Consider the following 25461-nt stretch of genomic DNA (forward strand, 5'->3'; position numbering starts at 1 on the left):
CCGCCGGGGCGATCAGCCGGCGAGAACCACCCGGAGCTGCTCGACCGCCCAGTCCAGCTCGGTGCCGCGGATCACGAGCGGCGGCGCGATGCGGATCGTCTGTCCATGCGTGTCCTTGACCAGCACCCCACGCGCGAGCAGCTTCTCGGCGATCTCCCGCCCCGTGCCGCGGGCCGGGTCGATGTCCACACCCGCCCAGAGGCCGGCGACACGGATGCCGGTCACGCCGTCTCCGACGAGCTCGGTGAGCCCCGTCTCGAGGTGCTCGCCGAGCGCCGCGGCGCGTCGCTGGAACTCTCCGGTCGCGAGCATCTCCACCACCCGCGTCCCGACGGCCGCCGCCAGCGGATTGCCGCCGAACGTCGACCCGTGCTCGCCCGGCCGGATCACGCCGAGCACGTCGCGGTTCGCCACCACGGCGGAGACGGGCAGGATGCCGCCGCCGAGCGCCTTGCCGAGGAGGTACACATCGGGAACCACGCCCTCACGGTCGCACGCGAACGTCTCGCCCACCCGGCCGAGCCCGGACTGGATCTCGTCGGCGATCATGAGCACGCCGTGCCGGGAAGTGATCTCGCGGACGGCGCGCAGGTACCCCGCCGGCGGAATGACGACCCCGGCCTCTCCCTGGATCGGCTCCAGCAGCACCGCTGCCGTGTTCTCGTCGATCGCTGCCTCGAGGGCTGCGGCATCCCCGTAGGGCACCGTCACGAAGCCCGGGGCGTACGGCCCGAAGCCGTCGCGCGCCTGCGGGTCGTCACTGAAGCCCACGATCGTCGTCGTGCGACCGTGGAAGTTGCCTCCCGCCACGATCACCGTCGCGCGATCGGCGGGAATGCCCTTCACGCGGTAGCCCCACGCGCGGGCCACCTTGATGCCGGTCTCGACCGCCTCGGCGCCGGTGTTCATCGGCAGCACGAGGTCCTTGCCGCACAGCTCGGCCAGCGCGGCGGCGAACCCGCCGAGCCGATCGTTGTGGAACGCCCGGCTCGTGAGGGTGATGCGGCCCAGCTGCTCGCGCGCCGCGGCGAGGATGGCCGGGTGGGAGTGGCCGAAGTTCACGGCGGAATAGGCCGCGAGCAGGTCGAGGTAGCGCCGACCCTCGACGTCGGTCACCCATGCACCTTCCCCGGAGGCGATCACGACGGGCAGCGGGTGGTAGTTGTGCGCGACGTGCTCGTCCTCGGCGGCGATGATCGCCGCCGAGTTCGCGTCGAGAACCTGCGGGGTCGTCATGCCCGGGCCCCGCGCAGCTCGAGCGTGCAGCACTTGATGCCGCCGCCGCCGAGGAGGAGTTCGGACAGGTCGACCATGATCGGGTTGTAGCCGCGCTCGCGCAGCTGCGCCTCGAAGCCCTTCGCGCGCGGCGAGATGATGACGTTGTAGCCGTCGCTGGCGGAGTTGAGCCCGAACACCGCGCCGTCCTCATCCGACACGTGGATCGCATCGGGGTAGCGCGCGGCGAGGATCGCCTGACTCGCCTCGTCGAACGCCGACGGCAGATAGGCGATGTTGGCCCGCTCGGGTCCGCCGTTCTCGATGCCCTCGATCGGATCGAGCACCGCGATCGCCGTGTCCAGGTGATAGAACCGGGGGTCGGTGAGCGTGAGCGAGATGACCTCGCGGCCGAAGACCTCGCCCACCTCGCGGTGGCTGTCTCCGGTGGAGCGGAAGCCGGTGCCGGCGAGGATCACGTCGCCGACGAGGAGGAAATCGCCCTCGCCCTCGTTGACCTCGACCGGCTCACGGGTGTCGAAACCCGCCGCCCGGAACCAGTCGATGAAGGGACCGGCCTCCCCGGCGCGCTCGGCGAAGCGGAACTTCGGCCCGTAGGCGATCCCGTCGATCAGGAACCCGCCGTTCGCGGTGTAGACCATGTCCGGCAGCCCCTCGACGGGGTCGATCAATTCGATCTCGTGGCCGAGCGCGATGTACGTGTCGTACAGGTCCTGCCACTGCCGGACGGCGCGCGCCGTGTCCGTCGGGTTGGCCGGCTCCATCCACGGGTTGATCGTGTAGCTCACCGTGAAGTGCTCGGGGCGGCACATCAGGTAGCGGCGGTGGTGCGCGGTGCGGGCGGTGGTGCCGGCGGTGGTGGATGCCGGCGCGATGTTCTGCGTCATGATGAGCTCCTGTGCAGAGGGGCGGCGGACGCTGTCCTCGGGGCCCGGCGGAGCTGCGGAAGCCGGCGACTCGGGCACGCCGATTTCATTCTCGCACAGCGATATCCGCGCTAAGGTAGTTGACCTGCGACAACTACCGTCGTCGCTGAGTGCTCCTCTTCTCGCTCCGAGGTCTCGATGTCTGACGCTACGACGGCCACCGGTCGCATCCGCACCCGCGGCGCGGAACCGGTGATGACGCACCGCATGATCATGTTCGTCATCTTCGGCCTGATGGCCGGGATGTTCCTCTCCGCGCTGGACCAGACGGTCGTCGGCACGGCGATCCGGACGATCGGCGACGACCTGAACGGGTTGAGCCAGCAGGCGTGGGTCACGACGGCCTACCTGATCGTCTCCACGATCTCCACACCCATCTACGGCAAGCTCTCGGACATCTTCGGCCGGCGCCCGCTGTTCATCTTCGCGATCGTCGTGTTCATGATCGGCTCGCTCCTGGCGAGCTTCTCCACCTCGATGATCGAGCTGGCCGCGTTCCGCGCGATTCAGGGCCTCGGCGCCGGCGGCCTGATGTCGATGCCGCTCGCGATCATGGGCGACATCCTCGCGCCGCGCGAGCGCGCGAAGTATCAGGGCTACTTCCTCGCGGTCTTCGGCATCTCGAGCGTGATCGGCCCGCTCGTGGGCGGCCTGTTCGCCGGAGCCGACCAGATCCTCTGGATCGCGGGCTGGCGCTGGGTCTTCCTCATCAACGTCCCGATCGGCCTCGTCGCGCTCGGCATCGTGCTGCGCTTCCTGCACATCCCCCGCCACCCCGCGCACTCCGTGCGGATCGACTGGTGGGGCGCCTCGCTCGTCGTGATCGCACTCGTCCCGCTGCTGCTCGTCGCCGAACTCGGCCGGGAGTGGGGATGGGGGTCGCCCCTCGCGATCACGTGCTACGTGGTCGGCATCCTCGGTGTGATCGGCTTCGTGATCGCGGAGGTCCTCATGAAGGACGACGCGCTGATCCCCCTGAAGCTCTTCCGCTCCTCGACGTTCTCGATGGCGACCGTGATCGGCGTCTTCATCGGCTTCGGCATGTTCGGCGCGATGCTGACCCTGCCCCTCTACCTGCAGCTCGTCACGGGCGCGACGCCGACCGAGAGCGGTCTGCAGATGCTGCCGATGATCCTCGGCCTCATGATCGCCTCGATCGGATCCGGACAGATCATCGCCCGCACCGGGCGGTACCGCATGTTCCCGATCCTCGGCACGGCGCTGCTCTCCCTCGGCTTCTTCGCCCTGACCTTCCTGCAGTACGACACCTCGTACTGGTACATCGCCGGTGGGATGCTGCTCATCGGTCTCGGACTCGGCCAGCTCATGCAGACCCTCACGATCGCGAGCCAGAACTCGGTCGGCATCCGCGATATGGGCGTCGCGACGAGCTCATCGACGTTCTTCCGGCAGATCGGCGGGACGCTCGGCACCGCGGTGCTGCTCTCGCTGCTGTTCACCGTGCTGCCCGCGAACGTGCAGACCTCGTTCGCCGACACCGAGACGCTCACGACGGCTCTGGATGCGGCGCTGGACCCGGCGGTCGCCGAGGCCCCCGAGAACGCCGCGATCATGGACCAGATCTACGCGCCGATCATCACCCAGCTCACGACCGCCACGACCACCCAGATCGAGGACGCCCTCGCGCAGGGCGTGCCGGCGAGCCAGCTCGAGCAGCAGATCCCGGTCGCGCAGATCTCCGAGGACGGCACGGTGACGCTCGACTTCTCCGACGACGCCGCGCGCACGGCCTACGTGGAATCGGCCGTCCCCGTGATCGAGGACCGATTCGCCTCGGGCGGCGGCACGAGCGAGATGGACTCCGCGGCGCTGGACGACACGTCGTTCCTCACGGGCGCGGCTCCCGCGCTGACCGCGCCGATCCTCATCGCCTTCAACGCTTCGGCGGTGCTGGTGTACCGCGTCGCGATGTGGGTCGTGATCGTGGCGTTCATCCTGTCGCTGTTCTTCCGCACGCCGCCGCTGCGCGCGAAGTCCGCGCTGCAGGAGGCGGCGGACGACGCGCAGGAGGACGAGCTGATCCGGGCGACGAAGGCCGCCGACACCGCCGGGGTGCTCGTCCAGCCGTAGGGTCGGTCAACCCGCGTGCGCCCCGCGCACGAGGACCTTGCCGACCGTGCGACCGGCTTCGACGTGGGCGAGCGCGGCGCTCGCGTCCTCGAACGCGAACGTGCGCTCGATCACCGGCGTGAGGCGACCGGATGCCGCTTCCGCGAGCAGTCGCTCGGTGACGGGCGTCTTCGTCACCGCCGTGATCGGGACGAAGCGGCGGCCGGGCCGCCCGACGAAGAGGGACCGGAGGATGCGACCGACCGGGCCGAGGACGCGACCGCCGTCGCCGCCGACGAGCGCGACCTTCCCGCCGCGGCGGAGGAGTCCACGCAAGAGCGTGAGGGGCTGCAGGCCCGCGATGTCCACGACGACGTCGAAGTGGTCGGCGGGCAGATCGGCGAGGTCGGTCGTGCGGTAGTCGAACGTCCGGGCCGCGCCGAGCCGACGGAGGGTCTCCTCCGCCCGTGCCCCGCACGTCGCCCAGACCTCGGCGCCGAGGGCCGCGGCCAGCTGCACCGTGAGCGTGCCCACGCCGCCGCCGGCGCCGACCACGAGCACCCGCGAGTCCTTGCCGACTCCGTACCGGTCCAGGACGGTCAGTGCCGTGTTGCCCGCGATCGGCAGGGCTGCGGCATCCGTCGTCGACACCTCGGCGGGGATCGCCGACAGCCGCTTCTGCGGGACCGCGACGAACTCGGCGAGCGTGTCCTGGTGCGCGCCGACCACGCGGTCGCCGACCCGCAACCCGGTCACATCCGCGCCGAGCGCGACGACGGTGCCGGCCAGGTCCATCCCCCGACCGGCGACGCGGGGGCGGCGCAGGCCGAGGAAGAGCCGGACGAGGCGGGGTTCGCCCTGCATGAGGTGGATGTCGCCGGAGTTGATCGAGACGGCGTCGACCCGGACGAGGACCTCACCGGCGCGGGGAACCGGCACCGGGACGGTCTCGGCGGCGACGGCGTCCGCACCGCCGTACCGATGCTGGCGCCAGGCGGTCATGGTCTTCGTCGTGGCGGTATACGTGCTCATGCGGATTCTCCTTCGGTGGGGTACTGGAAGACGTCGTCGAGGCCGGCCCCGAAGACGCGGGCGATCTGGAACGCGAGCTCGAGCGTGGGCGAATAGCGCTCCTGCTCGATCGCGATGACGGTCTGGCGCGTCACGCCGATGCGGCGGGCGAGCTCGGCCTGCGTGATCCCCGTGGCTTCCCGCAGTGCCCGGATGCGGTTCGTGACCCGCGTCGGCTTGACCATCAGACGAGTCCCCGCCGGTAGGCGATCACGCTGGCGAGCCCGCCGACGAACGCCGACAGGGCGAAGCCGAAGAACATCGTGTTGGCGATCCAGAACCGGTCGGCCCCGATCGCGCAGAGCACGATCACCCCGACACCCGCGATCGCCAGGAACGCCTGACCGACCCGGCTCCCCATCCGCGAGATGTCCCGGTCACGCAGATCGGAGCGGGTCGCGCCCTCGGGGTCGCGCATGCCCGCGACGATCCCCCACAGGATGCTGCTCACGATCATCACGACGACGCCGATGCCGATCGTCCACAGCATGATCGGCCACCAGACGACCTCCGTCAGCGGCCCGCCGTCGGCCTGCTGCAGGACGGCGATCGTGTAGACCGCCATCGCGATCACGCTGCCGACCAGGCCGACCCAGGTGTTGCGTTCCTCGTACCCCACGGCATCCCCCGATGTCTAGAATGTTTGACATCACGGTACGCGACGCGAGTCGTGCGTGTCAAACTTTCTTTACATCGGGCGCGAGCCCACGGTCGGCGAGTTCAGATGACGGAGGCGCTCCAGGGATCGGGGTTGCCGAAGCGATGCGCGGTGATCGTGATCGACTGCTCGTGCAGGAACGGCAGGAGCTCGACGCGGCCGGCGGTCGTGACCTCGTTCGAGTACACGGCGAGATCGGGGTCGCCCGCCACGGCGTCGGCGAGCGCGCGGTGCAGCTCGGCGACGGAGTCCGGCGCGCCGACGAGTCGGGCACGCGGCGGACGGGGGCCGGCCCCCTCACCGGTCGCGGTCATGCGCTGGAGCCATTCCTCGTCCGACTCGACGAACACCGCGACCCCTTCGTCACCGAGCGCACGGCGAACGGACGCGGGAAGACCCACCGGCGCGCTGAGCGTGAAGGACGACCCCGCCCGGATGCCGGCCACCACGACCCGCAGCAGGGCCTGCCACGACGCGTCCTTCGTTGCGCGCACAGCGACCTCGACGGGGCGGTAGCGGAACAGGTTCCGCTCGACGCCAAGGCGCGACACGTCCCGCACCTGCCCGAACTCGCGGTCCCACGCGAGCGCGTCCGACAGCGCTCCACGCCGCAGCCACTCGAACGCCTCGTAGTCCAGCGACGGCTGCGCCGCCTCGATCAGCGTCGTGATGCGCGAGTCGAGCCCGCGCAGGTGCAGCGTCGTCGAGGCGGCACCCCCCGCGGACGGTCGCCACGCGCCGAGACCGACGAGGTAGTTCGGGCCACCGGCCTTCGTGCCGGCGCCGACCGAGGAGCGCTTCCACCCGCCGAACGGCTGCCGCTGCACGATCGCGCCGGTGATCCCACGATTGACATAGAGATTGCCGGCCTGCACCTCGTCCAGCCACACCTCCAGATCGTCGGGGTTCTGGGTGTACAGACCCGCGGTGAGCCCGTATGCGACGGCGTTCTGCAGCTCGATCGCGTGCGCGAGCGAGTGCGCGTGCATCACGCCGAGCACCGGGCCGAAGAACTCCTCGCGGTGGAACCGGGATCCGGGGCGCACGCCGGTGCGGATGCCGGGGCTGAAGAACCTGCCCTCGTACTCGCGTCCGAAATCGAGCGGACGCGGCTCGACGAGCCATTTCTCGCCGTCGTCGAGTGTGCTGAGCGCCCACGCGAGCTTGCCGTGGGGTGGTTCGATCACGGGCCCGACCTCGGCGGTCGGATCGGTCGGCGGCCCGACGCGCAGCGAGGTCGCGGCATCCACGAGCTGTCGCGCGAAGCGCTGCGAGCGCGCGACCGGCCCGACGAGGATCGCGAGCGACGCGGCGGAGCACTTCTGTCCGGCGTGGCCGAACGCGCTCTTGACGAGGTCGGCCGCGGCGAGATCGAGGTCGGCGGAGGGCATCACGATCATCGCGTTCTTGCCGCTCGTCTCGGCCAGCAGCGGCAGATCGGGACGCCAAGAGCGGAAGAGTGCGGCGGTCTCCCACGAGCCGGTGAGGATCACCCGGTCGACGTCGGGGTGCGAGACGAGGTGCCGTCCGAGCGCGCCTTCGTCGAGGTCGACGAGCGCGAGCACATCGCGCGGCACACCGGCCTCCCAGAGCGCCTCGGCGAGCACGGCGGCGCACCGCCGGGCCTGTGGCGCCGGCTTGAACACGACACCCGACCCGGCGGCGAGGGCGGCGAGAACGCCGCCCGCCGGGATCGCGACGGGGAAGTTCCACGGCGGCGTCACGACCGTGAGCCTGGCCGGGACGAACACCGCGCCGCTCACCCGATCGAGCTCGCGCGCGGTCGCGGCGTAGTAGTTCGCGAAGTCGACCGCCTCGCTCACTTCGACATCCGCCTCGGCGAAGACCTTGCCCGTCTCCGACGCCGCGACCTCGATCAGCTCGCCGCGCCGCGCCTCCAGGGCTCGCGCGGCAGCCTGCAGCACGGCCGCCCGGTCGGCCGCGGGACGCTGTCCCCAGGGCTCGGCGGCGGCACGGACCCGGGCGATGATCACCTCGAGCTCGTCCGGATCGCTCACGAGCGCCGCGGCGATCGTCGCGTCGCCGGCGGTCGAGGAGTCGATGCGCTGCAGAATGCCGCGGCTCCACTCCCGGTTCGCCGGAAGCGAGGGGTCGGTGTCGGCGGCGTTACGGAATCCGGGGGCACCCTCGGCGCGGTCATCGGCCTGCCGGACGGCGAACACCGCGGTCTCGACGTAGGCATCACCGGCGAACATCTGCTCAGCGGCCGTCGGCTCGATCGGGACGGTGTCCCCCTCGCCGGCCGACCCGCGGGCGATGCCGAGAACAGCCTGCGTCAAACCCTGGGGAGAATCCGCACCATTCGCGTCGCTGAGGGACCCGACGGGCGCTTTTCTCCCCGGCGTTTCACCGTCCGCGGGCCGCACCAGCGCCGGGGGCGCCCCATCGACAATGCGGTCCTGCCGACGGTTCGGCCCCGTCGGCAGCGCCGGGTCGGCTGCGCGGGCGATCGAGGCGGTGAAGCGGTCGCGCTCGCGGTCGAACAGAGAGGAGTCGTCGGCGAGCTCGAATGCCGCCGAGAGGAAATTCTCGCTCGACGCGTTCTCCTCGAGGCGCCGCACGAGGTAGCTGATCGCGACGTCGAACTCATCCGGACGGACGACCGGCACGTACAGCAGCACGTGTCCCACCTCGCGCGCGACGGCCTCGACCTGCCCCTGCGCCATCCCCAGGAGCATCTCGAACTCGACGTCGGCGCGCACCCCGCGCTCACCGGCGAGCAGCCACGCGTACGCGATGTCGAAGAGGTTGTGGCCGGCGACGCCGATCCGCACCGCGGCGGTGTGCGCGGGATCCAGTGCGCTCTGCAGGCACCGCACGTAGTTCGCGTCCGAGTCGAGCTTGCGGTCGTACGTCGCGAGCGCCCAGTCGTGCATCACGGCGTCCACGCGCTCCATCGCGAGGTTCGCGCCCTTCACCAGGCGCACCTTGATGCGCGCCCCGCCCGCGGCGACGCGAACGCGCGCCCACGCGGTGAGCTCCTCGAGTGCGGGCAGGGCGTCGGGCAGGTAGGCCTGCAGCACGATGCCCGCCTCGAGCTGCTGAAGGCGGGGGTCCTCGAGCAGTCGGGTGAAGACGGCGATCGTGAGGTCGAGGTCGCGGTACTCCTCCATGTCGAGGTTGATGAACGTGCCGTCGGTCGCGGCCGTGAGGTACAGCGGCAACAGTCGCGTGACAACCCGTTCGACGACGTCGTCGAACGCCCACATCGAGATGTGGCTCGCGATCGCCGAGACCTTGACCGAGACGTAGTCCACGTCGGGCCGGCGGACGAGGTCGTGGATCCCCTCGAGCCGGCGCAGCGCCTCCTTCTCGCCGAGCACCGCTTCGCCGAGCAGGTTGAGGTTGAGCCGCGCACCGCTCTCGCGGATCTTCGCGATCGCGGGGCCGAGCTTGTCCGGGCGGGCGTCGACCACCAGATGCCCGACCATCTCGCGCAGGACGCGCCGCGCGATCGGCACGACCGGCGAGGGCAGCACGGGGGCGACGACGCCGCCGACCTGTACGGCGCCACGCAGGTACCACGGCAGGAACTTCGGCACGAGCGGGGCGACCCGCGTGAGGTTGGATGCCGCCGCGGACAGGCTCTCCGGACGCATCACCCCGTCCACGAAGCCGATCGTGAAGGGCAGCCCGTCCGGGTCCTTCAGCACGCCGGCGAGGCGCTGCGCGGATGCGTCGCCCTGCACCCCCGCGCTCTCGGCGACCCAGCGACGGGCGAGGTCGATCGCCTCATCGGTCAACGTGTCGGGGAGCGCAGTCGAAGAGGCGGACATGCCTCCAGCATGCGGCATCCGAACGTTCGAGAAAAGCAACCATCTATGATCGGTACCGTTCGATCTCATCGATGAATGCCGAGACGAGGTCCGAGGGGGTGCCGTGTTCGAACTTCGACGACTCCGTCTCCTGCACGAACTCTCGCTCCGCGGCACGCTCGCCGCGGTCGCCGAGGCGCTCTCCTACAGCCCCTCGACGATCTCGCAGCAGCTCGCGCAGCTGGAGAAGGACGCGGGCGTCGCGCTCCTGATCGCCGACGGTCGTCGGGTGCGGTTGACGGATGCCGGCATCCTGCTGGCCGCGCACGCGGCGCGGGCGCTCGAGCTCGAAGAGCGGATCCGCGCCGAGCTGGAGAGCCTGCAGCCGGGCATCGCGCCGGTGCGCGTGGCGGTGCTGCAGACCGCGGCGCACGCCCTGCTGCCGGCTGCGCTGTCCCTGCTGGCCGAGCGCGAACCGGGCCTGCGGGTGGAGATCGCCGAGGTGCCGCCGGAAGAGGGTCTGTTCGAACTGTCCGCCCGCGGATTCGACCTGGTGATCGCGGAGCAGTATCCCGGGCACACCCGCGCGCATCGAGCCGGGCTCGAGCGCGACGTGCTCGGCAGCGATCCGATCCGGCTCGCCCTGCCACCGGCGGACTCCGCCCGCTCCCTCGCCGACCTCCGCGACCGCGCCTGGGTCATGGAGCCCGCAGGAACGGCCGCCCGTCAGTGGGCGGTGCAGCAATGCCGCGCCGCGGGATTCGAGCCCGACGTGCGCTTCGAGATCGCCGACCTCACCGCCGCCGTGCGCCTGATCGCCGCGGGCCGGGCGGTCGGAGTCCTGCCGGATCTGGTGTGGACCGACATCGATCCGCCGGTGCGACTCGTCGACCTGCCCGGTCAGCCGGTTCGCGAGATCTTCAGCGCCGCCCGCGCCTCCTCGGCGTCGAGGGTCGGCATCCGGGCGGTGCGGGCGGCGCTGCGCGACGCGTTCGCCGCCCGGCCGGTGTGACCGCAGGTCAGGCCGGCGGGCGCTGCTCCCGCGCTGCCCGCACCGCGTCGGGGTCCCCCGGCACACCGTCTCGCGCGGCGGGGACGTCCCCGGCACTGCGTCGCGGCGCGGGCACGTAGCCCTGAGTGACGTCGCCCTCCCGGTCGTCCCGGATGCCGTCGCCGTCGGCGTCCGCGTGACGCGCATCGCCCTGTCGGGCATCCGCCCGCTCGGTGCGGACCTGCGGGTCGAGCTCGTCGGCCTTGCGCAGCTTCTCGGCCTGCTCGGCCCGCAGCCGCTCGGCGTCCGAGCTGTGCTCGCCGATCGTGGCCGAGGCGCGCTCCGCCTCGATGCCGGCCTGAGCGGCACGGGCCTTCGCCTGCTCCGCCTCCGCAGCGGCGGTCGCCGCATCGGCCCGCGCCTGGGCGGCCTGCGCTTCGCGCTCGCGCGCGGCGAGCTCGGTCTGCCGCGCGTCCGCGCGCAGCTCCTCCGCCTTCGCGTGTTGGGCTTCGAGCCGCTTCGCCGACGCACGCCGCGAAGCCATGATCGCGATCACGACGATGATCGCGACGACGATCACCGCGATGCCGATCCAGATGAGGGTGGCAGTGTCCATGAGGTCACTCCTTCGAGGTTTCGGGATCGCCCGGGTGGGACGACCGCACCTCCGAAGGCAACCGCACCTGCGCGCGCCGCGCCATCCGCTTGCGCGGTCGGGCGCCGTGGGGTACGCCGACAGGACGACGTTTCGTAGGGTGAAGTGGTGACGCCCCCCGACCAGAGCCCGGTGACGCGCGCCCGGACGCGCTTCGGATGGTTGCGCGCGGCATCCGATCGGGTGCCCACCCGCTGGTTCGCGGCGATCGGAACAGGACTCTTCCTCGCTGCGACCGCCGCTTTCGGGGGACTCGCGACCGCCGCGGAGCACGAGCCCGCGGTGCTCGCGGACGGTGCGACGCACCGCAACGACCAGCTGTCGATCCGGGTCGAGCGGGCGGTGCTGATCGACGAATTCCCGGATGCCGGCGTCTACGTCGAGGACGGCGAGCGGGTCCTCGCGCTCGTGGTGACGGTCGAGAACGAATGGACGCAGCCGCTACCGACGAGCCCGGGCACGAGCGTGGCGAAGTCCTTCACGATCGAGGGGCTGAGCGCCGGACCCGACTCGACGGCTCGCCTGGACGATGCGACGGTGGGACCGTGGCTCCAGCCCGGTGTCCCCGCGCAGATCGTCGTGACGTGGGCCGTCGATGCCGATCGGTTCGACGCCGACCAGAAGCTCACGGTGACGCTGAACGATCTCACGCTGTACACGGGGTCGTTCGTGACCAGTGGGCAGTGGTGGACGGATCCGGTGCCCGCCGCGACCACGACGGTCGTCATCGAGGACGTGGGGGCGGGGGCATGAGGCGCGTCCTCGCCTGGGCGGCGGGCGCGGGACTCGTCGCCGCGGCGTGGGGCGTCGCGGCGATCACTCCCGCGCCGGACGCCGAGGAGGAGCCGTTCGTCGTGGCCGCGGCCGTCGGCGAGCGCGCGGTCGGGCGCAACATCGCGATCACCGTCACGGACGTGACGCGCGCGAGTGATGTTCGTGCGGGCGAGTGGAGAGCGGAGGGCAACTGGGTCGTCGTCGACCTGGATGCCGAAGCCGTGGTCTCGGAGAAGGGGTGCCTCCTCGCCCTGGCGACCCTCGAGGTGGACGGCCGAACCTACCGCGCCAGCGAGCGGCCGGAGTCGTTCCTGGGTGAATCGCTCTCGGTGGGAGTTCCGCAGTCCGGGAGCGTCGCCTTCGAGCTCGCCGACGACGTCACCGGCGGCGATGCCACGCTGCGATTCGGAGAGACCACCGACCCGCGTCTGGACTCCCTCATCGCGGTGAACGTCGACCTCGGCACCGTCGAGCCCGCCGCCGACGTCGAGCTCGATCCGACCGTCTGGAGCGCCCGATGACCGGCTGGTGGCGGCGCAATGCGGTCGCGCTCGGCGCGGTGGCGGTCCTGCTGCCGCTCACGGCCGGAGTCGTCGCGGTGAACGAGTGGTCCGAGTTCGACGCGGGGCATGCCACCAGACCCGTCACGGTGCACAGCGGCGACTCGACGGTCTACGCCGGCGCGACCGTGGGCCCGGCCCGTGCGGGCGTCGAAGACGAGTCCTCGGCTCCCCCCGGCACGAAGGTCGTCATGGCCCGTGTCCTGGTGGATCCCGGTGCCGAGCCCATCGCGTGCTCCCCGCCCGTCCTGCGCGAGATCGGCGGGACTCAGCGTCAGTGGAACGAGGCGTCACTCGAGCTCGATCTGCCCTACGACCCCGAGCGTCGATCCTCGTGCGACTCCGCGCTCCCGATCCGCTACTCGCTGACCCTCGCCTACATCGTCCCGGCCGATGCGGAGGGTCCTTTCACGGTCGACCTCGAGACCGCTGCGGAGTATCCGAACTACGTGCGGCTGATCGTCTCGCCCTGAACCGGCGCCGCCTCGTCGCTCGCCGCGGCGGGCGCCAGCCGCGCGATCACCGCGTCGTATGCACCGGCGACCAGAACGACCCGCAGCGGCTCGATCACGAGCGGCACCGCGAGGAAGATCAGCGGCGCGTTGACCATCCAGAACGACGCGAGCTCGTTCGGGCCGACGACGCGGGAGATCCCGAGCTCGAGCGCGGCATCCAGCGACAGCAGCACGGTGAACAGCAGGACGTACGAACCGATCAGCACCGGTCCGGCGCGCCACATGAGCAGGATCGCGCGCCCGATCGGCTGGAAGCGGGCGATCAGGTCCGACCAGATGTCCTTCAGGCGCGCGCGCAGTCTGCCCGGCAGCGTGTCCAGGCGGGCGCGGGCACGGGTGTAGACCGCACCGCCGAGCTGCGCGCTCTGCGGCGCGACCGCCTGCCCGTAGATGACGCCGGCGATCGTGAGCCACGCGATCGGCAACAGGACGATGCCTCCGACCTCGCCGAGGAGCCACTCCACGCCGTCCCAGATCCACGCGATCGGCACGAGCTGATCGGCGACCCAGGCGCGCGCCTCCGCGAGCCAGACGATGCCCTGCCGGGTCTGCACCCAGCCGGTCACGATCCCGAGCGCGTCCGCGATCAGGGTCACCGACAGATAGACCCACAGGATCTCGAGATACACCGCGGCGACCGCGAACGCCCGGGGCAGTCGCGCGCGATGGCGCTTCCACAGCCAGCGCCCGGCGAAGGCGGCGACGATGATCGCGATCGTGATCGGGCCGAGGCTCAACTCCCCGACCGCCGCGTCACCGGCCCGCTCCCGACCGCCGAAGATCTCGTCGGCGATCAGCCCGGTGTTCACGTCGAGGAGGCGCGCGAAGTAGGCGGCGGCATCCTCTTTCAGATAGCCCCATGCGGCGTAGAACGCCACGAAGGGCAGGATGCCGGCCATGAGCGCATCGACGAACGCCCGGCGCCGCCCGGCCCGATCGACCGGCACCGGCGCGATCGCGCCGAGGGCGACCATGCCGTCCCTGAGCACCAGGAGCATCGCGACGAGGGCGACCAGACGCGCGAGGATCGCGAGGGGGAAGAGCAGCGCACCGCCGATCGCGCTGTAGGCACCGACGAAACCGGCGATCTGGATCGCGAGGTACCGCCCGAGCGTGCCCGCGAGGTAGAGCGCGAGAAGGGCGGGCCAGTGCCGCCACAGCAGCCGGCCGGCCAGGCGCAGGACGGCGATCACGCGTCCACGCTACCGGGGCCTACTGCCAGGTGCTCGGCGCCGGAACCCGCGTCGACGGCAGGGCCGACGCCGCCGCCCACTCGACGACCCACGGGGCGAGCTCGGGGAGGTTGTCGGGGCGGTGCAGCTCCTGGAACAGCTCCTCATGCGGCACGATCCCGCCCGAGCGCCGCAGGAAGCGCGCGCGCACGATCATCTCGGCAAACACCTCGCCGTCCACGACGGCGCGATGCATCAGGTACGCCGACTTGTCGTCGTGCCCGAGCAGGCGCGACTCGACCGTGAAGCGCTGCCACAGCTGCAGCGACTTGCGGAACGTGATGGTCTCGCTGGCCACGACCGCGTACCAGCCCTTGCGGCTGAACACGTCCCAGATACCCGTACGGATCAGCAGGTCGAAGCGGCCGAGGTCGAACAGCGACCCGTAGCGGCCGTTGTTCATGTGCCCGAGCAGGTCGATGTCGGTCGGAAGCGTCCGCACCGACACGCGCCCCACGGCCGTCGGGGGGAGGGTGCCCTTGCGGCGCAGCTGGATCTTCGCGCGCCAGATCGTCAGCAGGGTCCGCCAGATCACGTTCACGAGGAGCGATGGTAGCCATCGACGACCGCTCGGGCGATTCCGTTGTCGGATTCCGACATGCTTCGGAGGCGGCATCCGCCGTTCGCGACACCCCGATTGTCAAGCGCCGGCGCCGATTTTGGCCGCCGCAGAGCCGAGCGTAGAGTCAGCCCCATGGAAGCCGAACTGCAGACCGACATCGTCGTCCGTCCAGTGCGAGACGTCGATGCTGAAGCCCTCGGCCGCGTACACGCGACCTGTTGGCACGAGACGTACGACCACCTGATCAGCAAGGCGGCGCTCGAGAAGATCTCGCCGCGCCGGATGGCCGAGCTGTGGACCCACTGGGCATCACAGGGTCCCGACTTCAAGATGTTCGCCGCGCTCGCCGACGGTGAGATCGTCGGCTTCGCGGGCTCCGGCCCCGCCCGCGACAAGGACGCCCCGCGCTTCCGCGAGCTGTACTTCATCTATCTGCTCGACGCGTGGCACGGCACCGGCATCGGTCAGCGTCTGTTCGACGCCGTCGTCGGCTCCGACGAAGAGGTGTACCTCTGGGTCGCCGAGGACAACCCTCGCGCGCACCGCTTCTACACCCGCAACGGGTTCAGCCTCGACGGTGCCGCGCACACCGAGCCTTTCCTCGGCGAGACGCTCACCGAGGTGCGGTTCGTCCGCTGACACGGTCTCGGTGCTGCAGATCTGGCCGCTGCGCGGCATTCCCGAGGTCACCGCGCAGTCGGATCTCGTCGCGCTGATCGCGGACGCCGCCGGCGACACACTCGCGGACGGCGACATCCTGGTCGTCACCTCCAAGATCGTCTCGAAGGCCGAAGGCCGCATGATCGCCGCGGACGACCGCGAGGACGCGATCACCGCGGAGACGGTCAGGGTCGTCGCATCCCGCACGTCCGAGAGCGGTCACACGACGAGGATCGTGGAGAACAAGCTCGGGATCGTCGCCGCCGCCGCCGGTGTGGATGCGTCCAACACCCCGCAGGGCACCGTCTTGCTCCTGCCGGTCGACCCCGATGCATCGGCGCGGGAGATCGCCACCGGGCTGCGCGCCCGTCTCGGCGTGCGGGTGGGCGTGATCGTCTCGGACACCCTCGGTCGGGCGTGGCGCGAGGGGCAGACCGACGCCGCGATCGGCGCGGCGGGCGTCCACGTCTTCGAGGACCTGCGCGGTGCGACGGATGCCGAGGGCCGGCCCCTGGTCGTCACGATGCCGTGCGTCGCCGACGAGCTGGCCGCCGCGACCGATCTCGTGAAGGGCAAGGCGACCCGACTGCCCGTCGCGGTGGTGCGGGGCAGAGCGGATCTGGTCGGCGACCTCGACCTGCCCGGGGCCCGCTCGATCGTCCGGGATCCCGAGCGCGACATGTTCCACCGCGGGGCGGACGAGGCCTACGCCGACGGGTTCGCCGCGGGTGCGGCATCCGTCACCGGCCGCTGACGGCCCCGAAGAGTCGCGCGATCGGGGCGAGGACGAGCGGCCGCGCGGCGATCCACCCGGCGGCGATCACGACCATGGACGCGGCGAAGATCCAGAACCCGACCCAGTTGACCGCGTCCTGCGCGGCGTACATGTGGTTGAGGTTGCGCAGGGCCCCGGTGGCGAAGACGAGTGCGACGTGCACGATGATGAACGCGACGAAGTACAGCATCACCGGGAAGTGGATCTTCCGGGCCCACTCGACCGGGTACGCCTTGTTCAGCGCGGTCGCGTTCTTGGGCCAGATCCCCGACATGCGCACACCGGTCGCTATCGCGAGCGGCGCGGCGAGGAAGACGGTCGCGAAGTACGCCAACTGCTGCAGCGAGTTGTAGTTCACCCAGCCGTTCTCGGTCGGCCAGTCCAATGACACGTACTGCAGCGCTGCGCTGATCGCGTTCGGGAACACCTCCCAGCTGGTCGGGACGATCCGCATCCACTGCCCGGTGGTGAACAGCAGGACGATGAAGATCACGCCGTTCGTCACCCACAGCAGATCCAGCGCCTGGTGGAACCACAGGTTCAGGCTGATCTTGCGCTTCTTCGCGCCGCGCGGCGACCAGAACACGCTCGGCCGCTTCTCACGGCGCACCTGCAGGCCGGTGCGGATGATCAGCACCATCAGGAACACGTTGAAGAAGTGCTGCCACCCCAGCCACGCCGGGAACCCGACCGGCGCCCCCTCGGGCAGCTCGTACTCGCCCGGATAGGTGGTCAGGAAGTCCTGGAACGGCTCCAGGCTCAGCAGGAAACGCACCGCGACCACGGCCATCCCCGCCGCGAACAGCAGCCCGGCCCCGCCAACGATGACGGCCCCCGCCCACTGGAGTCTCGTGAACGGGCCGATCCGCGCAGGTTCGGGGCGCGGTGCGGGGCGGGTGCGCGCGGCTCTGCCCGGGTACACCGTGCGCGTGAACGGCAGAGGCACCGACAGATCGGTGGCGGCATCCGCCCGCGAAAGTGTGACCTCGTGCCCGGTCAGCGGCGCGGACGCGACCGGAACTGCCACGTCGGCATCGGCGGCCGGGTGCGAAGGTGTCGCGTCGTGCCGGGTAGGTGGCGCGGAGGCGACCGGTGCTGCCACTTCCGCGCGCTGCTCCGGCGCGAACCCGGCGGGCGGCCACGGGTCACCGCCCGACGTGCGGGGCAGCCCGCGCCGGAGCGGGCGCGCACCGTCCGTGCTCGGCGCCGCCGCGGCGGGCGCTGCCGCGGCCCGCACTGCCGCGGCCGGCGCGGTCGCTCGAGGTTCGTCCGACACCTGTGCACGGATTTCGGGGGCGTCGGCGTTCACGGGTGACAGATGAACGGGCGCGGCGGCAGGCTCCGCCGAGGCGACGACGGCGGATGCCGGGGGCCAGGGCTCCCCGCCCGGCACGCGCGGCAGGCCGCGGCGGATCGTCCGGGCACCACCGGCCGCGGCGGCCGACGCGGGCGCGATCGGATGCCGATCCCCGTCCACACGGACAGCATCCGGCGTCAGGGCCCCGGCCGCGATATCCGCGGGCACGGCTGCGGGAAGCGCCGACTGCACGACAACCGCGCCGTGCGCATCAACGGCGGGCGCCTCGGCGGCGGGCACCTCGGGAGATGCGGCGAGCGGAGATGCGGCATCCGCGGGCCACGGCTGCCCGCCCGGGGTGCGCGGCAACCCGCGTCGCAGGGTCTGCCCGTACGTCGCCACCGGGGTCAGACCTTCCGCGCCTGCAGCGCCTCGATCAGCTGCGGCACCACCGTGAACAGGTCGCCGACGACACCGAAATCGGCGATCTCGAAGATCGGCGCGTCGGCGTCCTTGTTGATCGCGACGATCGTCTTCGCGGTCTGCATGCCGGCCTTGTGCTGGATCGCGCCGGAGATTCCCAGAGCGACATACAACTGCGGCGACACCGACACACCCGTCTGCCCGACCTGGTACGACTGAGGCACATACCCGGCGTCCACCGCCGCGCGCGACGCACCCACCGCAGCTCCCAGCGCGTCGGCGAGCTCATCGACGAGCGCGAACTTCTCCGCCGACCCCAGCCCCCGGCCTCCCGAGACGACCGCCTTCGCTCCGCGCAGCTCCGGCCGCGACGACGTCACCGCGGCCGGCTCCACCGCATCCACCGACGCTGCCCGCTTGCCCGACGCGGTCACGGCGAGAGTCTGCACCGCCGGTGCGTCGACCGCGGCCGCGCGGGCCTCGACCGCGCCCTGCCGCACGGTGATCACGGGCGCCCCCCACGTCACCGCGGCGTCGACGTTGTACGCACCCCCGTATACGGAGTGCTGCGCGACCACACCCTCGGCATCCCGCGAGACACCGACGGCATCCACGCACAGACCCGACCGGGTCCGCGCTGCGAACCGGCCCGCGACATCACGTCCCTCGATCGAGTTCGAGATCAGGATCGCGTCCGGGCGCACCAGATCCGCCGCCGCGGCCAGCGCATCCACTACCGGCACCGTCAACTCCCCCGCCACGGGCGCCACCACCAGGACGGATGCCGCGCCCAGAGCGCCGGCATCCGCCGCGAGCTTCTCGTCGCCGACGATCACCGCGACGGGCGTGCCGATCTCCGCCGCCGCCCCGAGAAGCCCGGCCGCGGACTTGGCCAGCTCGCCGGTCGGCGTCACATCCAGGAGCACCAGGACCGAATCCTCTGCGAACCCCATGATCACACCAGCCTGTTCTGCACGAGGAACTCCGCGAGCTTCTCGCCCGCGTCGCCCTCATCGACAATCTTCGTCCCCGCCTGACGCGGCGGCTTCTCACTCAATGCCAGCACGATCGAGCGCGACGCGGAGTGATCCTCCGGCTCGACACCGAGGTCCGCGAGGGTCAGCGTCTCGAACGGCTTCTTCTTGGCCGCCATGATGCCCTTGAAGTTCGGGAACCGCGCGTCCGGCAGCGCCTCCGTGATCGAGATCACCGCCGGCAGCTCCGCCGACACCCGCATCGTCGCGCCGTCGCTCGCCCGCGCCCCCGACACCCGACCGTCCTCGATCTGCACCGAGGTCAACGCCGTCAGGTTCGGTACGTCCAGAAGTTCGGCGACCATCGCCCCCATCACCCCACCGGACCCGTCCGTGGACAGGTTCCCGGCAATCACCAGATCGAACCCGGTGCGCGAAACCGCCGCGGCCAGCACCTCCGCCGTCAGACCCAGATCCGCCCCGACCAGCTGCTCATCCGCGATATGCACCGCCGAATGCGCGCCCATCGCGAGACCCTTCCGCACCGTCGCCGCGGACTCCGCCGGCGCCATCGACACCACGATCACCTCGGTGCCGGCATTCTGATCCGCGTAGCTCAGCGCCACCTCGAGCGAACGCTCCCCGATCTCGTCGAGCACCCGCTCGCTCGCGGACCGATCGGCAAGCCCCGTCTCCAGGTTCAGCTTGCGATCACCCCACGTGTCCGGGACCTCTTTGACCAAGACGACGATTCTCATTGCGCTCCGCTCCTTCGTGCTTCGAGTCTATGGCGCGCGCACAGCCGCGATCGCGCTCGTGGCGGCCTCGAACGGCTACCGTGGACATCGCCGGAAGGGAGGCCCGGGATGCCCAAGTCAGGACCGCTTCCCGTCGACCCGATCGCCGAGGCGAAGCGCCAGTGGACGGCGCACGGATGGACGGATGCCGCACCGGGAATGTCCGCGGTGACCTCGATCATCCGCGCGCAGCAGCTCATGCTCGCGCGCATCGATGCGGCGCTCAAGCCCTTCGGCCTGTCGTTCGCGCGGTACGAGATGCTGCGCCTGCTGGGGTTCACTCGAGAGGGACGGATGCCGATGGCCAGCGCGATCGCGCGGCTGCAGGTGCACCCCACGAGCGTCACCAACACGGTCGACCGGCTCGTGCGCGACGGCTTCGTCGAGCGACGCCCCCACCCGGTCGATGGACGTGCCGCGATGCTCGTGCTGACGGCATCCGGTCGTGATCTCGTCGAGCGCGCGACCCTGGCGTTGAACGAGCAGGTGTTCGCCGAGCCGGGCCTGAGCGCAGAGGACACCGCCGAACTGGTGGCGATCATCGCGCGCCTGCGCAAGGATGCCGGCGACTTCGCCGAGCCGCGCCCGCTGCCCGACCCCCTGTAGCCCGGTGCCGCACCCACCCGCGAGACTGCCATCGGGGGGAGAGTCAGCGGTTCTGGAAGTCGGGGGAGCGCTTTTCGCGGAAGGCGGCCATGCCCTCCTTCTGGTCCGCCGTGTCGAACAGCGCAGCGAAGGCGTGCTTCTCCAGGCGCAGACCTTCGGCGAGCGTGGACTCGAGCGCGGCATCCAGCGTCGCCTTCGCGGCGTACACGGACGGGAGGGACTTCGCCGCGATCGTCTCCGCGACCTTACCGGCCTCGTCGAGCAGCTCGGCGGCAGGAACGACCCGCGACACGAGTCCGGCGCGCTCGGCCTCTTCGGCGCCCATGAGACGACCGGTGAGCACGAGCTCGGCGGCCTTGTAGTACCCGACCGCCCGGACGAGCCGCTGCGTGCCGCCCATCCCCGGGATGACGCCCAGGTTGATCTCGGGCTGACCGAATTTCGCGGAGTCGGCGGCGAGGATGATGTCGCACATCATCGCGAGCTCGCATCCACCGCCGAGCGCGTAGCCGGAGACCGCGGCGATCACGGGCGTGCGCACCGCGGCGAAGCGCGCCCAACCGCCGAAGTGATCGTCCATGACCATGTCCAGACCGGTCTTGGACTCCATCTCCTTGATGTCGGCGCCGGCGGCGAAGGCTCGCTCGGACCCGGTGACGACGATCGCGCCGATGCGCGGATCGGCGTCGAAGGCGGATGCCGCGGCGACGATGTCGTGCATCACCTGGGAGTTGAGGGCATTGAGCGCCTCCGGACGGTTCAGGGTGATCCACCCGACCCGGCCGCGGGTCTCGACCAGGATCGTCTCGTACGTGTGGGTCGTCATGCGGATGCTGCTCCTCGGCTCTCGGCGCGGATCGTGGTGATGATCCCCGAGAAATCCTGCCCGGCCCCCGCGCCGTCCGCGAACTCTTTGTAGATCTCGCGCGCGAGCAGGCCCATCCGCGCGTCGACGCCGGTGAGATCGATCGCCTGCTCGGCGAGCCCCAGGTCTTTCGACATGAGCGCGCCGGCGAAACCGGGCTGGTAGTCGCGGTTCGCGGGACTCGTCGGCACCGGTCCGGGCACGGGGCAGTTCGTGGTGAGCGCCCAGCACTGTCCCGACGCGTTCGAAGCGACATCGAACAGAGCCTGGTGGCTCAGCCCGAGCCGCTCGCCGAGCACGAACGCCTCCGCCACCGCGATCTGCGAGACCGCGAGGATCATGTTGTTGCAGACCTTGGCCGCTTGCCCGAGGCCGGCGCCGCCGCAGCGCACGACGCGGCGCCCCATCGCCTCCAGGAGCGGGCGGGCGGCCTCGAAATGCTCATCCGAGCCGCCGACCATGAACGCGAGCGTCGCGTTCTCCGCGCCGACCACCCCACCCGAGACGGGGGCATCGAGACTCCGATGCCCGGCGGCCTCGGCGAGCGCGTGGGCGTCCCGGGCCTCGTCGACAGCGATCGTGGAGCAGTCGATGAACAGCGTCCCCGGTGCCGTCGCGGCGAGCAGTCCGTCGCGGTACGCGTCGATCACGTGCCTCCCGCTCGGGAACATCGTGATGACGACGTCAGCGGATGCCGCGGCATCCGTCCCCGCGTCGGCCACGACCAGGCCGCCGGCGCGCGCGGCGTCGATCGCGGCGGGCACGACGTCGAAGCCGATCACCTCATGGCCGGCCTTCGCCAGGTTGAGGGCCATCGGCAGGCCCATGTGCCCGAGGCCGAGGAACGCGACGCGGGTCATCGCCCGGATCCCAGCAGCTCGCGGCCGATGATGACGCGCATGATCTCGTTCGTGCCCTCGAGGATCTGGTGGACGCGCAGGTCGCGGACGACCTTCTCGATGCCGTACTCATGCAGGTACCCGTACCCGCCGTGCAACTGCAGGGCTTCATTCGCGACGCGGAAGCCGGCATCGGTGGCGAAGCGTTTGGCCATCGCGCACTGCAAGGCGACGTCGGGGGCCTTCTCGTCGATCGCCCGCGCGGCGTCGCGGACGAGCGCGCGTGCGGCGCGGAGGTCGGTGGCCATATCGGCGAGCGTGAAGACGACCGACTGCTTCTCGGCAAGCGGTTCGCCGAACGTGAAGCGCTCCTGCACGTACTGCACGGCACGGTCGAGGGCCCACTGCGCGCCTCCGAGCGAGCACGCCGCGATGTTGATGCGGCCGCCGTTCAGGGCGGACATCGCGATCTTGAAGCCCTGGCCCTCGGCGCCGAGGATCGAAGTCGCCGGCACGCGCACTTCGTCCAGGATGACCTGACGGGTGGGCTGGGCGTTCCAGCCCATCTTCTTCTCGTTCTGTCCGAAGGACAGCCCCTCGGCGTCGCCGGGCACGAGGAACGCGGTGATGCCACGTGCTCCGGGCTCCCCGGTGCGGGCCATCACGACGTAGACCGCCGCCTCGCCTCCGCCGGAGATGAACTGCTTGACGCCGGTGAGGACGTAGTGATCGGCGTCCTTGATCGCGCTGGTCGTGATGGCCGCGGCATCCGACCCCGCACCGGGCTCGGTGAGGCAGTAGCTGCCGAAGCCGGTCATCGCCGTGAGGCTCGGGAGCCACTCGTGGCGCTGCACGTCGGTGCCGTACGTGTCGATCATCCACGCGACCATGTTGTGGATCGTGATGAACGCCGCGACCGCCGGGTCGGCCTTCGCAAGCTCTTCGACGATCGCGACGGCGTCCGTACGGCTGAGGGCGGAGCCGCCGACGTCCTCGCGGACGTAGATGCCGCCGAGGCCGAGCTCGCCGGCGTGGCGGAGCGCTTCACGCGGGAAGTGTTTGTGCTCATCCCATTCGAGCGCGTGCGGCGCGAGTTCGGACTGTGCGAAGTCACGCACCGCCTCGATGATCGCGGCGCGCTCGTCCGGACTCATCGTGAGCACGTCTGTGACCGATTCGCTCGGTGTGATGACCGCCTGCTGCGACACTCTGCCGCCTCCCTTCGCACCGCCTTTGGCACGTTGATCACTTTAGCTGGACTTCCGAGTATATCCGAGGATATCCAGCCTTCCGTTCGTTCGAGGACCGTTCACGCGACGGTCACGTGTCCTCGCTACGAAGTGGAGAACGCGTGTCCGCGTGTGCCCCCTTCGTCCCCACAGAGGATTCCGATGCCTTCTCCCTCTCCTGCCCTGCGCTCGCGCCGGCGTCTCGCACCGGCGACCGGCCTGGCCATCGCCTGCGTGCTCGCTCTGACGCCGGTCGCGGCATCCGCTGCCGTCGTGCCCGATCCGATCTCGTACTCCGCGGACGGCAGCACGCTGAGCCTGTCGCCGCTCGGCAGTTTCGAGACGGGGGTGTTCGACGAGTCGGCGGCCGAGATCGTCGCGGCGTATCGCGATCGCCTGTTCGTCGTGAACGCGCGCGCCGGATCCGTGAGCGTCCTGGACTCCTCCGACCCCACCGCGATCACTCAGGAGTTCTCCCTGTCCTCCGCGGGCGTCGCGAACTCCGTGGCCGTCCGTCCCGACGGACTGGGCGTCGTGGCCTTCGAGGCGCCCGTGAAGACCGACCCGGGTCACCTCGTGTTCTTCGACGCCGGCGCCCCGGATGCCGCGTCCGCCGTCCTCGGCGAGGTCACGGTCGGCGCACTGCCGGACATGGTGACCATCAGCGCTGACGGCAAGTACGCCGTGGTCGCGAACGAGGGCGAGCCGGCGGATGACTTCTCGGTCGATCCCGAGGGGTCGGTCAGCGTGGTCAAGCTCAACCCCGCCCAGAAGCGCGCGGCGCAGCAGAAGGACGTGCGCACGGCGGACTTCCACGCGTTCGAAGCAGGCGGATCGAAGACGCTGCCGGAGAGCGTGCGAGTCTTCGGGCCGACGCCGCACGGCGCGGACCTTCCGGTGAGCCGCAACCTCGAGCCGGAGTACGTCGCCATCGACGGGCGGAGCGCGTACGTCGCACTGCAGGAGGCGAACGCGATCGCGGTGGTCGACCTCAACCGTGCGATCGTGACGGCCGTGCAGCCGCTCGGCTTCAAGGATCTGAGCCTGGCGGGCAACGGGATCGACGCGAGCGACCGCGACCCGAACGGTGCGCCGAGCTTCGCCGTGAAGACCTACCCCGGCCTCTGGGGGATGTACCAGCCCGACGGTCTGAATGCGTACACGGCCGCCGGTCGGACATTCCTCGTGACCGCGAACGAAGGCGACGCCCGCGAGTGGGGTTCGTACGTGGAGCCGGTGCGCGTGAAGGACCTCGGTAAGTCGAGTGTCGCGCCCGTGTGCGCGGACAGCCCGCTGGCGGCGCTGACGAAGGATGCCGATCTCGGCCGCCTGAACGTGACCCGCGAACTCGGTCTCGACGCCACACGGGGCTGCTACGACGCGCTGTACGCGTTCGGGGGTCGCTCGTTCTCGATCTGGACGACCGAGGGGCAGCAGGTCTTCGACTCCGGCGACCAGTTCGAGCGCATCACCCACGCCGCCGTCCCCGCGTTCTTCAACTCGAACCACACGACGTCGTCGCTGGAGAATCGCAGCGACGACAAGGGGCCGGAGCCGGAGAACCTCGCGATCGGGCAGGTCGACGGCCGCACCTACGCGTTCATCGGCCTGGAGCGAGTGGGCGGTGTCATGGTCTACGACATCACCGACCCTGCGGCATCCCGATTCGTGACGTACGTGAACAACCGCGACTTCTCGGTGTCCGTCGGCGACGCCGCAGACCCCGCGGCGGTGCTGTCGGACGCCGGCGACCTCGGCCCCGAGGGCCTCGCGTTCATCCCGGCAGCCTCCTCGCCGACCGGAAAGCCGCTCCTGGCGGTCGCGAACGAGGTCTCGGGCACGACCACCCTGTTCTCGGTCACCGCGACCCGGTAGCTCCCGCACCTGTCCGCCCGCCCGCCGAGATGGTGGGATTCCCGCCGAGAAGGTGGGTTTCCCGCCGAGAAGGTGGGTTTCCCGCCGAGAAGGTG

24 protein-coding genes are annotated in these 25461 nt (G+C 70.8%); 9 read left to right on the forward strand and 15 right to left on the reverse strand.

Annotated features, from left to right (window positions below; translation table 11 throughout):
• Nucleotides 1-12: 12 nt before the first annotated feature.
• Entirely contained in the window at nucleotides 13-1236 is a 1224-nt protein-coding gene (rocD, locus tag ABD197_RS15605) for an ornithine--oxo-acid transaminase (RefSeq protein WP_344055900.1), read from the reverse strand.
• A complete protein-coding gene (gene ddaH / locus ABD197_RS15610) occupies nucleotides 1233-2123 on the reverse strand; it encodes a dimethylargininase (RefSeq protein WP_344055901.1) in 891 nt (296 codons plus the stop codon). The genes rocD and ddaH overlap by 4 nt, the downstream gene beginning before the upstream one ends.
• 177 nt (nucleotides 2124-2300) lie before the next feature.
• Here ddaH and ABD197_RS15615 point away from each other — a divergent pair, with 177 nt between their 5' ends.
• Entirely contained in the window at nucleotides 2301-4253 is a 1953-nt protein-coding gene (locus tag ABD197_RS15615; RefSeq protein ID WP_344055902.1) for an MDR family MFS transporter, read from the forward strand.
• A 6-nt stretch (nucleotides 4254-4259) separates the two neighbouring features.
• Here the strand turns inward: ABD197_RS15615 and ABD197_RS15620 are convergent, their stop codons facing one another.
• From ABD197_RS15620 to ABD197_RS15635, 4 genes are all read right to left on the reverse strand, one after another.
• Nucleotides 4260-5264 carry an NAD(P)-dependent alcohol dehydrogenase gene (locus ABD197_RS15620; protein ID WP_344055903.1) on the reverse strand — a complete coding sequence of 335 codons (1005 nt, stop codon included), beginning with the start codon at nucleotides 5262-5264 and terminating at the stop codon, nucleotides 4260-4262.
• The gene (locus ABD197_RS15625; RefSeq protein ID WP_344055904.1) at nucleotides 5261-5488 is read right to left on the reverse strand and encodes a helix-turn-helix transcriptional regulator; all 228 of its coding nucleotides are present in this window, start codon (nucleotides 5486-5488) and stop codon (nucleotides 5261-5263) included. Before ABD197_RS15625 ends, ABD197_RS15620 begins: the two co-directional genes overlap by 4 nt.
• On the reverse strand, nucleotides 5488-5922 hold the full coding sequence (locus tag ABD197_RS15630) for a hypothetical protein (RefSeq protein WP_344055905.1): 435 nt from the start codon (nucleotides 5920-5922) through the stop codon (nucleotides 5488-5490). Before ABD197_RS15630 ends, ABD197_RS15625 begins: the two co-directional genes overlap by 1 nt.
• A gap of 101 nt (nucleotides 5923-6023) precedes the next feature.
• Nucleotides 6024-9758 (reverse strand): proline dehydrogenase family protein, encoded by a 3735-nt coding sequence (locus tag ABD197_RS15635; RefSeq protein ID WP_344055906.1) that lies wholly within the window; start codon nucleotides 9756-9758, stop codon nucleotides 6024-6026.
• Between the two features lie 103 nt (nucleotides 9759-9861).
• Between ABD197_RS15635 and ABD197_RS15640 the strand changes: the two genes are divergently transcribed.
• Nucleotides 9862-10749 carry a LysR family transcriptional regulator gene (locus ABD197_RS15640; protein ID WP_344055907.1) on the forward strand — a complete coding sequence of 296 codons (888 nt, stop codon included), beginning with the start codon at nucleotides 9862-9864 and terminating at the stop codon, nucleotides 10747-10749.
• A 7-nt stretch (nucleotides 10750-10756) separates the two neighbouring features.
• Here the strand turns inward: ABD197_RS15640 and ABD197_RS15645 are convergent, their stop codons facing one another.
• Nucleotides 10757-11344: a hypothetical protein gene (locus ABD197_RS15645; protein ID WP_344055908.1), complete on the reverse strand. Its 588-nt coding sequence runs from the start codon at nucleotides 11342-11344 to the stop codon at nucleotides 10757-10759.
• A 147-nt stretch (nucleotides 11345-11491) separates the two neighbouring features.
• On the opposite strand from ABD197_RS15645, the gene ABD197_RS15650 reads away from it, so the two are divergent.
• The 3 genes from ABD197_RS15650 to ABD197_RS15660 are packed head-to-tail and all read left to right on the forward strand — an operon-like array spanning nucleotide 11492 to nucleotide 13190.
• Nucleotides 11492-12136, forward strand: a complete 645-nt coding sequence (locus ABD197_RS15650) for a hypothetical protein (RefSeq protein ID WP_344055909.1) — start codon at nucleotides 11492-11494, stop codon at nucleotides 12134-12136.
• The gene (locus ABD197_RS15655; RefSeq protein WP_344055910.1) at nucleotides 12133-12678 is read left to right on the forward strand and encodes a hypothetical protein; all 546 of its coding nucleotides are present in this window, start codon (nucleotides 12133-12135) and stop codon (nucleotides 12676-12678) included. The genes ABD197_RS15650 and ABD197_RS15655 overlap by 4 nt, the downstream gene beginning before the upstream one ends.
• Nucleotides 12675-13190: a hypothetical protein gene (locus ABD197_RS15660; RefSeq protein WP_344055911.1), complete on the forward strand. Its 516-nt coding sequence runs from the start codon at nucleotides 12675-12677 to the stop codon at nucleotides 13188-13190. Before ABD197_RS15655 ends, ABD197_RS15660 begins: the two co-directional genes overlap by 4 nt.
• On the opposite strand, the gene ABD197_RS15665 is transcribed toward ABD197_RS15660, so the two are convergent.
• Both ABD197_RS15665 and ABD197_RS15670 read right to left on the reverse strand, forming a co-directional pair.
• Entirely contained in the window at nucleotides 13163-14425 is a 1263-nt protein-coding gene (locus ABD197_RS15665; protein ID WP_344055912.1) for a hypothetical protein, read from the reverse strand. The two genes, ABD197_RS15660 and ABD197_RS15665, sit on opposite strands and share 28 nt — an antisense overlap.
• A 19-nt stretch (nucleotides 14426-14444) precedes the next feature.
• Nucleotides 14445-15005: a thioesterase family protein gene (locus ABD197_RS15670; RefSeq protein ID WP_344055913.1), complete on the reverse strand. Its 561-nt coding sequence runs from the start codon at nucleotides 15003-15005 to the stop codon at nucleotides 14445-14447.
• A 153-nt stretch (nucleotides 15006-15158) separates the two neighbouring features.
• Here ABD197_RS15670 and ABD197_RS15675 point away from each other — a divergent pair, with 153 nt between their 5' ends.
• Both ABD197_RS15675 and cofE read left to right on the forward strand, forming a co-directional pair.
• A complete protein-coding gene (locus tag ABD197_RS15675; RefSeq protein WP_344055914.1) occupies nucleotides 15159-15665 on the forward strand; it encodes a GNAT family N-acetyltransferase in 507 nt (168 codons plus the stop codon).
• A gap of 10 nt (nucleotides 15666-15675) precedes the next feature.
• Nucleotides 15676-16440, forward strand: coding sequence for a coenzyme F420-0:L-glutamate ligase (gene cofE, locus ABD197_RS15680; protein WP_344055915.1), 765 nt, complete (start codon nucleotides 15676-15678; stop codon nucleotides 16438-16440).
• On the opposite strand, the gene ABD197_RS15685 is transcribed toward cofE, so the two are convergent.
• Genes ABD197_RS15685 through ABD197_RS15695 form a run of 3 tightly spaced genes read right to left on the reverse strand, consistent with a single transcriptional unit; the run spans nucleotide 16427 to nucleotide 19913 of the window.
• Entirely contained in the window at nucleotides 16427-18160 is a 1734-nt protein-coding gene (locus ABD197_RS15685) for a cytochrome b/b6 domain-containing protein (RefSeq protein ID WP_344055916.1), read from the reverse strand. The two genes, cofE and ABD197_RS15685, sit on opposite strands and share 14 nt — an antisense overlap.
• 5 nt (nucleotides 18161-18165) lie before the next feature.
• A complete protein-coding gene (locus tag ABD197_RS15690) occupies nucleotides 18166-19134 on the reverse strand; it encodes an electron transfer flavoprotein subunit alpha/FixB family protein (protein WP_344055917.1) in 969 nt (322 codons plus the stop codon).
• A gap of 2 nt (nucleotides 19135-19136) precedes the next feature.
• Nucleotides 19137-19913 (reverse strand): electron transfer flavoprotein subunit beta/FixA family protein, encoded by a 777-nt coding sequence (locus ABD197_RS15695; RefSeq protein WP_344055918.1) that lies wholly within the window; start codon nucleotides 19911-19913, stop codon nucleotides 19137-19139.
• A 108-nt stretch (nucleotides 19914-20021) separates the two neighbouring features.
• Here ABD197_RS15695 and ABD197_RS15700 point away from each other — a divergent pair, with 108 nt between their 5' ends.
• Nucleotides 20022-20558, forward strand: a complete 537-nt coding sequence (locus tag ABD197_RS15700; RefSeq protein WP_344055919.1) for a MarR family winged helix-turn-helix transcriptional regulator — start codon at nucleotides 20022-20024, stop codon at nucleotides 20556-20558.
• Between the two features lie 43 nt (nucleotides 20559-20601).
• On the opposite strand, the gene ABD197_RS15705 is transcribed toward ABD197_RS15700, so the two are convergent.
• From ABD197_RS15705 to ABD197_RS15715, 3 genes are read right to left on the reverse strand one after another with little or no spacing between them, the layout of a single operon-like run.
• The gene (locus tag ABD197_RS15705; protein ID WP_344055920.1) at nucleotides 20602-21384 is read right to left on the reverse strand and encodes an enoyl-CoA hydratase; all 783 of its coding nucleotides are present in this window, start codon (nucleotides 21382-21384) and stop codon (nucleotides 20602-20604) included.
• Nucleotides 21381-22283 carry a 3-hydroxyisobutyrate dehydrogenase gene (mmsB, locus tag ABD197_RS15710; RefSeq protein WP_344055921.1) on the reverse strand — a complete coding sequence of 301 codons (903 nt, stop codon included), beginning with the start codon at nucleotides 22281-22283 and terminating at the stop codon, nucleotides 21381-21383. Before mmsB ends, ABD197_RS15705 begins: the two co-directional genes overlap by 4 nt.
• On the reverse strand, nucleotides 22280-23416 hold the full coding sequence (locus tag ABD197_RS15715) for an acyl-CoA dehydrogenase family protein (protein ID WP_344056030.1): 1137 nt from the start codon (nucleotides 23414-23416) through the stop codon (nucleotides 22280-22282). Before ABD197_RS15715 ends, mmsB begins: the two co-directional genes overlap by 4 nt.
• A 237-nt stretch (nucleotides 23417-23653) precedes the next feature.
• Here ABD197_RS15715 and ABD197_RS15720 point away from each other — a divergent pair, with 237 nt between their 5' ends.
• Nucleotides 23654-25366, forward strand: coding sequence for a choice-of-anchor I family protein (locus tag ABD197_RS15720; protein ID WP_344055922.1), 1713 nt, complete (start codon nucleotides 23654-23656; stop codon nucleotides 25364-25366).
• The last annotated feature ends 95 nt before the right edge of the window (nucleotides 25367-25461 follow it).

Source organism: Microbacterium lacus, from assembly GCF_039531105.1.
Lineage (GTDB): Bacteria > Actinomycetota > Actinomycetes > Actinomycetales > Microbacteriaceae > Microbacterium > Microbacterium lacus.

Coding starts and splice junctions, on each gene's coding strand:
- rocD (WP_344055900.1), bottom strand. CDS start 1,236: ATGACGACCCCGCAGGTTCTCGACGCGAACTCGGCGGCGATCATCGCC.
- ddaH (WP_344055901.1), bottom strand. CDS start 2,123: ATGACGCAGAACATCGCGCCGGCATCCACCACCGCCGGCACCACCGCC.
- ABD197_RS15615 (WP_344055902.1), top strand. CDS start 2,301: ATGTCTGACGCTACGACGGCCACCGGTCGCATCCGCACCCGCGGCGCG.
- ABD197_RS15620 (WP_344055903.1), bottom strand. CDS start 5,264: ATGAGCACGTATACCGCCACGACGAAGACCATGACCGCCTGGCGCCAG.
- ABD197_RS15625 (WP_344055904.1), bottom strand. CDS start 5,488: ATGGTCAAGCCGACGCGGGTCACGAACCGCATCCGGGCACTGCGGGAA.
- ABD197_RS15635 (WP_344055906.1), bottom strand. CDS start 9,758: ATGTCCGCCTCTTCGACTGCGCTCCCCGACACGTTGACCGATGAGGCG.
- ABD197_RS15645 (WP_344055908.1), bottom strand. CDS start 11,344: ATGGACACTGCCACCCTCATCTGGATCGGCATCGCGGTGATCGTCGTC.
- ABD197_RS15655 (WP_344055910.1), top strand. CDS start 12,133: ATGAGGCGCGTCCTCGCCTGGGCGGCGGGCGCGGGACTCGTCGCCGCG.
- ABD197_RS15660 (WP_344055911.1), top strand. CDS start 12,675: ATGACCGGCTGGTGGCGGCGCAATGCGGTCGCGCTCGGCGCGGTGGCG.
- ABD197_RS15675 (WP_344055914.1), top strand. CDS start 15,159: ATGGAAGCCGAACTGCAGACCGACATCGTCGTCCGTCCAGTGCGAGAC.
- ABD197_RS15690 (WP_344055917.1), bottom strand. CDS start 19,134: ATGGGGTTCGCAGAGGATTCGGTCCTGGTGCTCCTGGATGTGACGCCG.
- ABD197_RS15695 (WP_344055918.1), bottom strand. CDS start 19,913: ATGAGAATCGTCGTCTTGGTCAAAGAGGTCCCGGACACGTGGGGTGAT.
- ABD197_RS15700 (WP_344055919.1), top strand. CDS start 20,022: ATGCCCAAGTCAGGACCGCTTCCCGTCGACCCGATCGCCGAGGCGAAG.
- ABD197_RS15705 (WP_344055920.1), bottom strand. CDS start 21,384: ATGACGACCCACACGTACGAGACGATCCTGGTCGAGACCCGCGGCCGG.
- mmsB (WP_344055921.1), bottom strand. CDS start 22,283: ATGACCCGCGTCGCGTTCCTCGGCCTCGGGCACATGGGCCTGCCGATG.
- ABD197_RS15715 (WP_344056030.1), bottom strand. CDS start 23,416: ATGAGTCCGGACGAGCGCGCCGCGATCATCGAGGCGGTGCGTGACTTC.
- ABD197_RS15720 (WP_344055922.1), top strand. CDS start 23,654: ATGCCTTCTCCCTCTCCTGCCCTGCGCTCGCGCCGGCGTCTCGCACCG.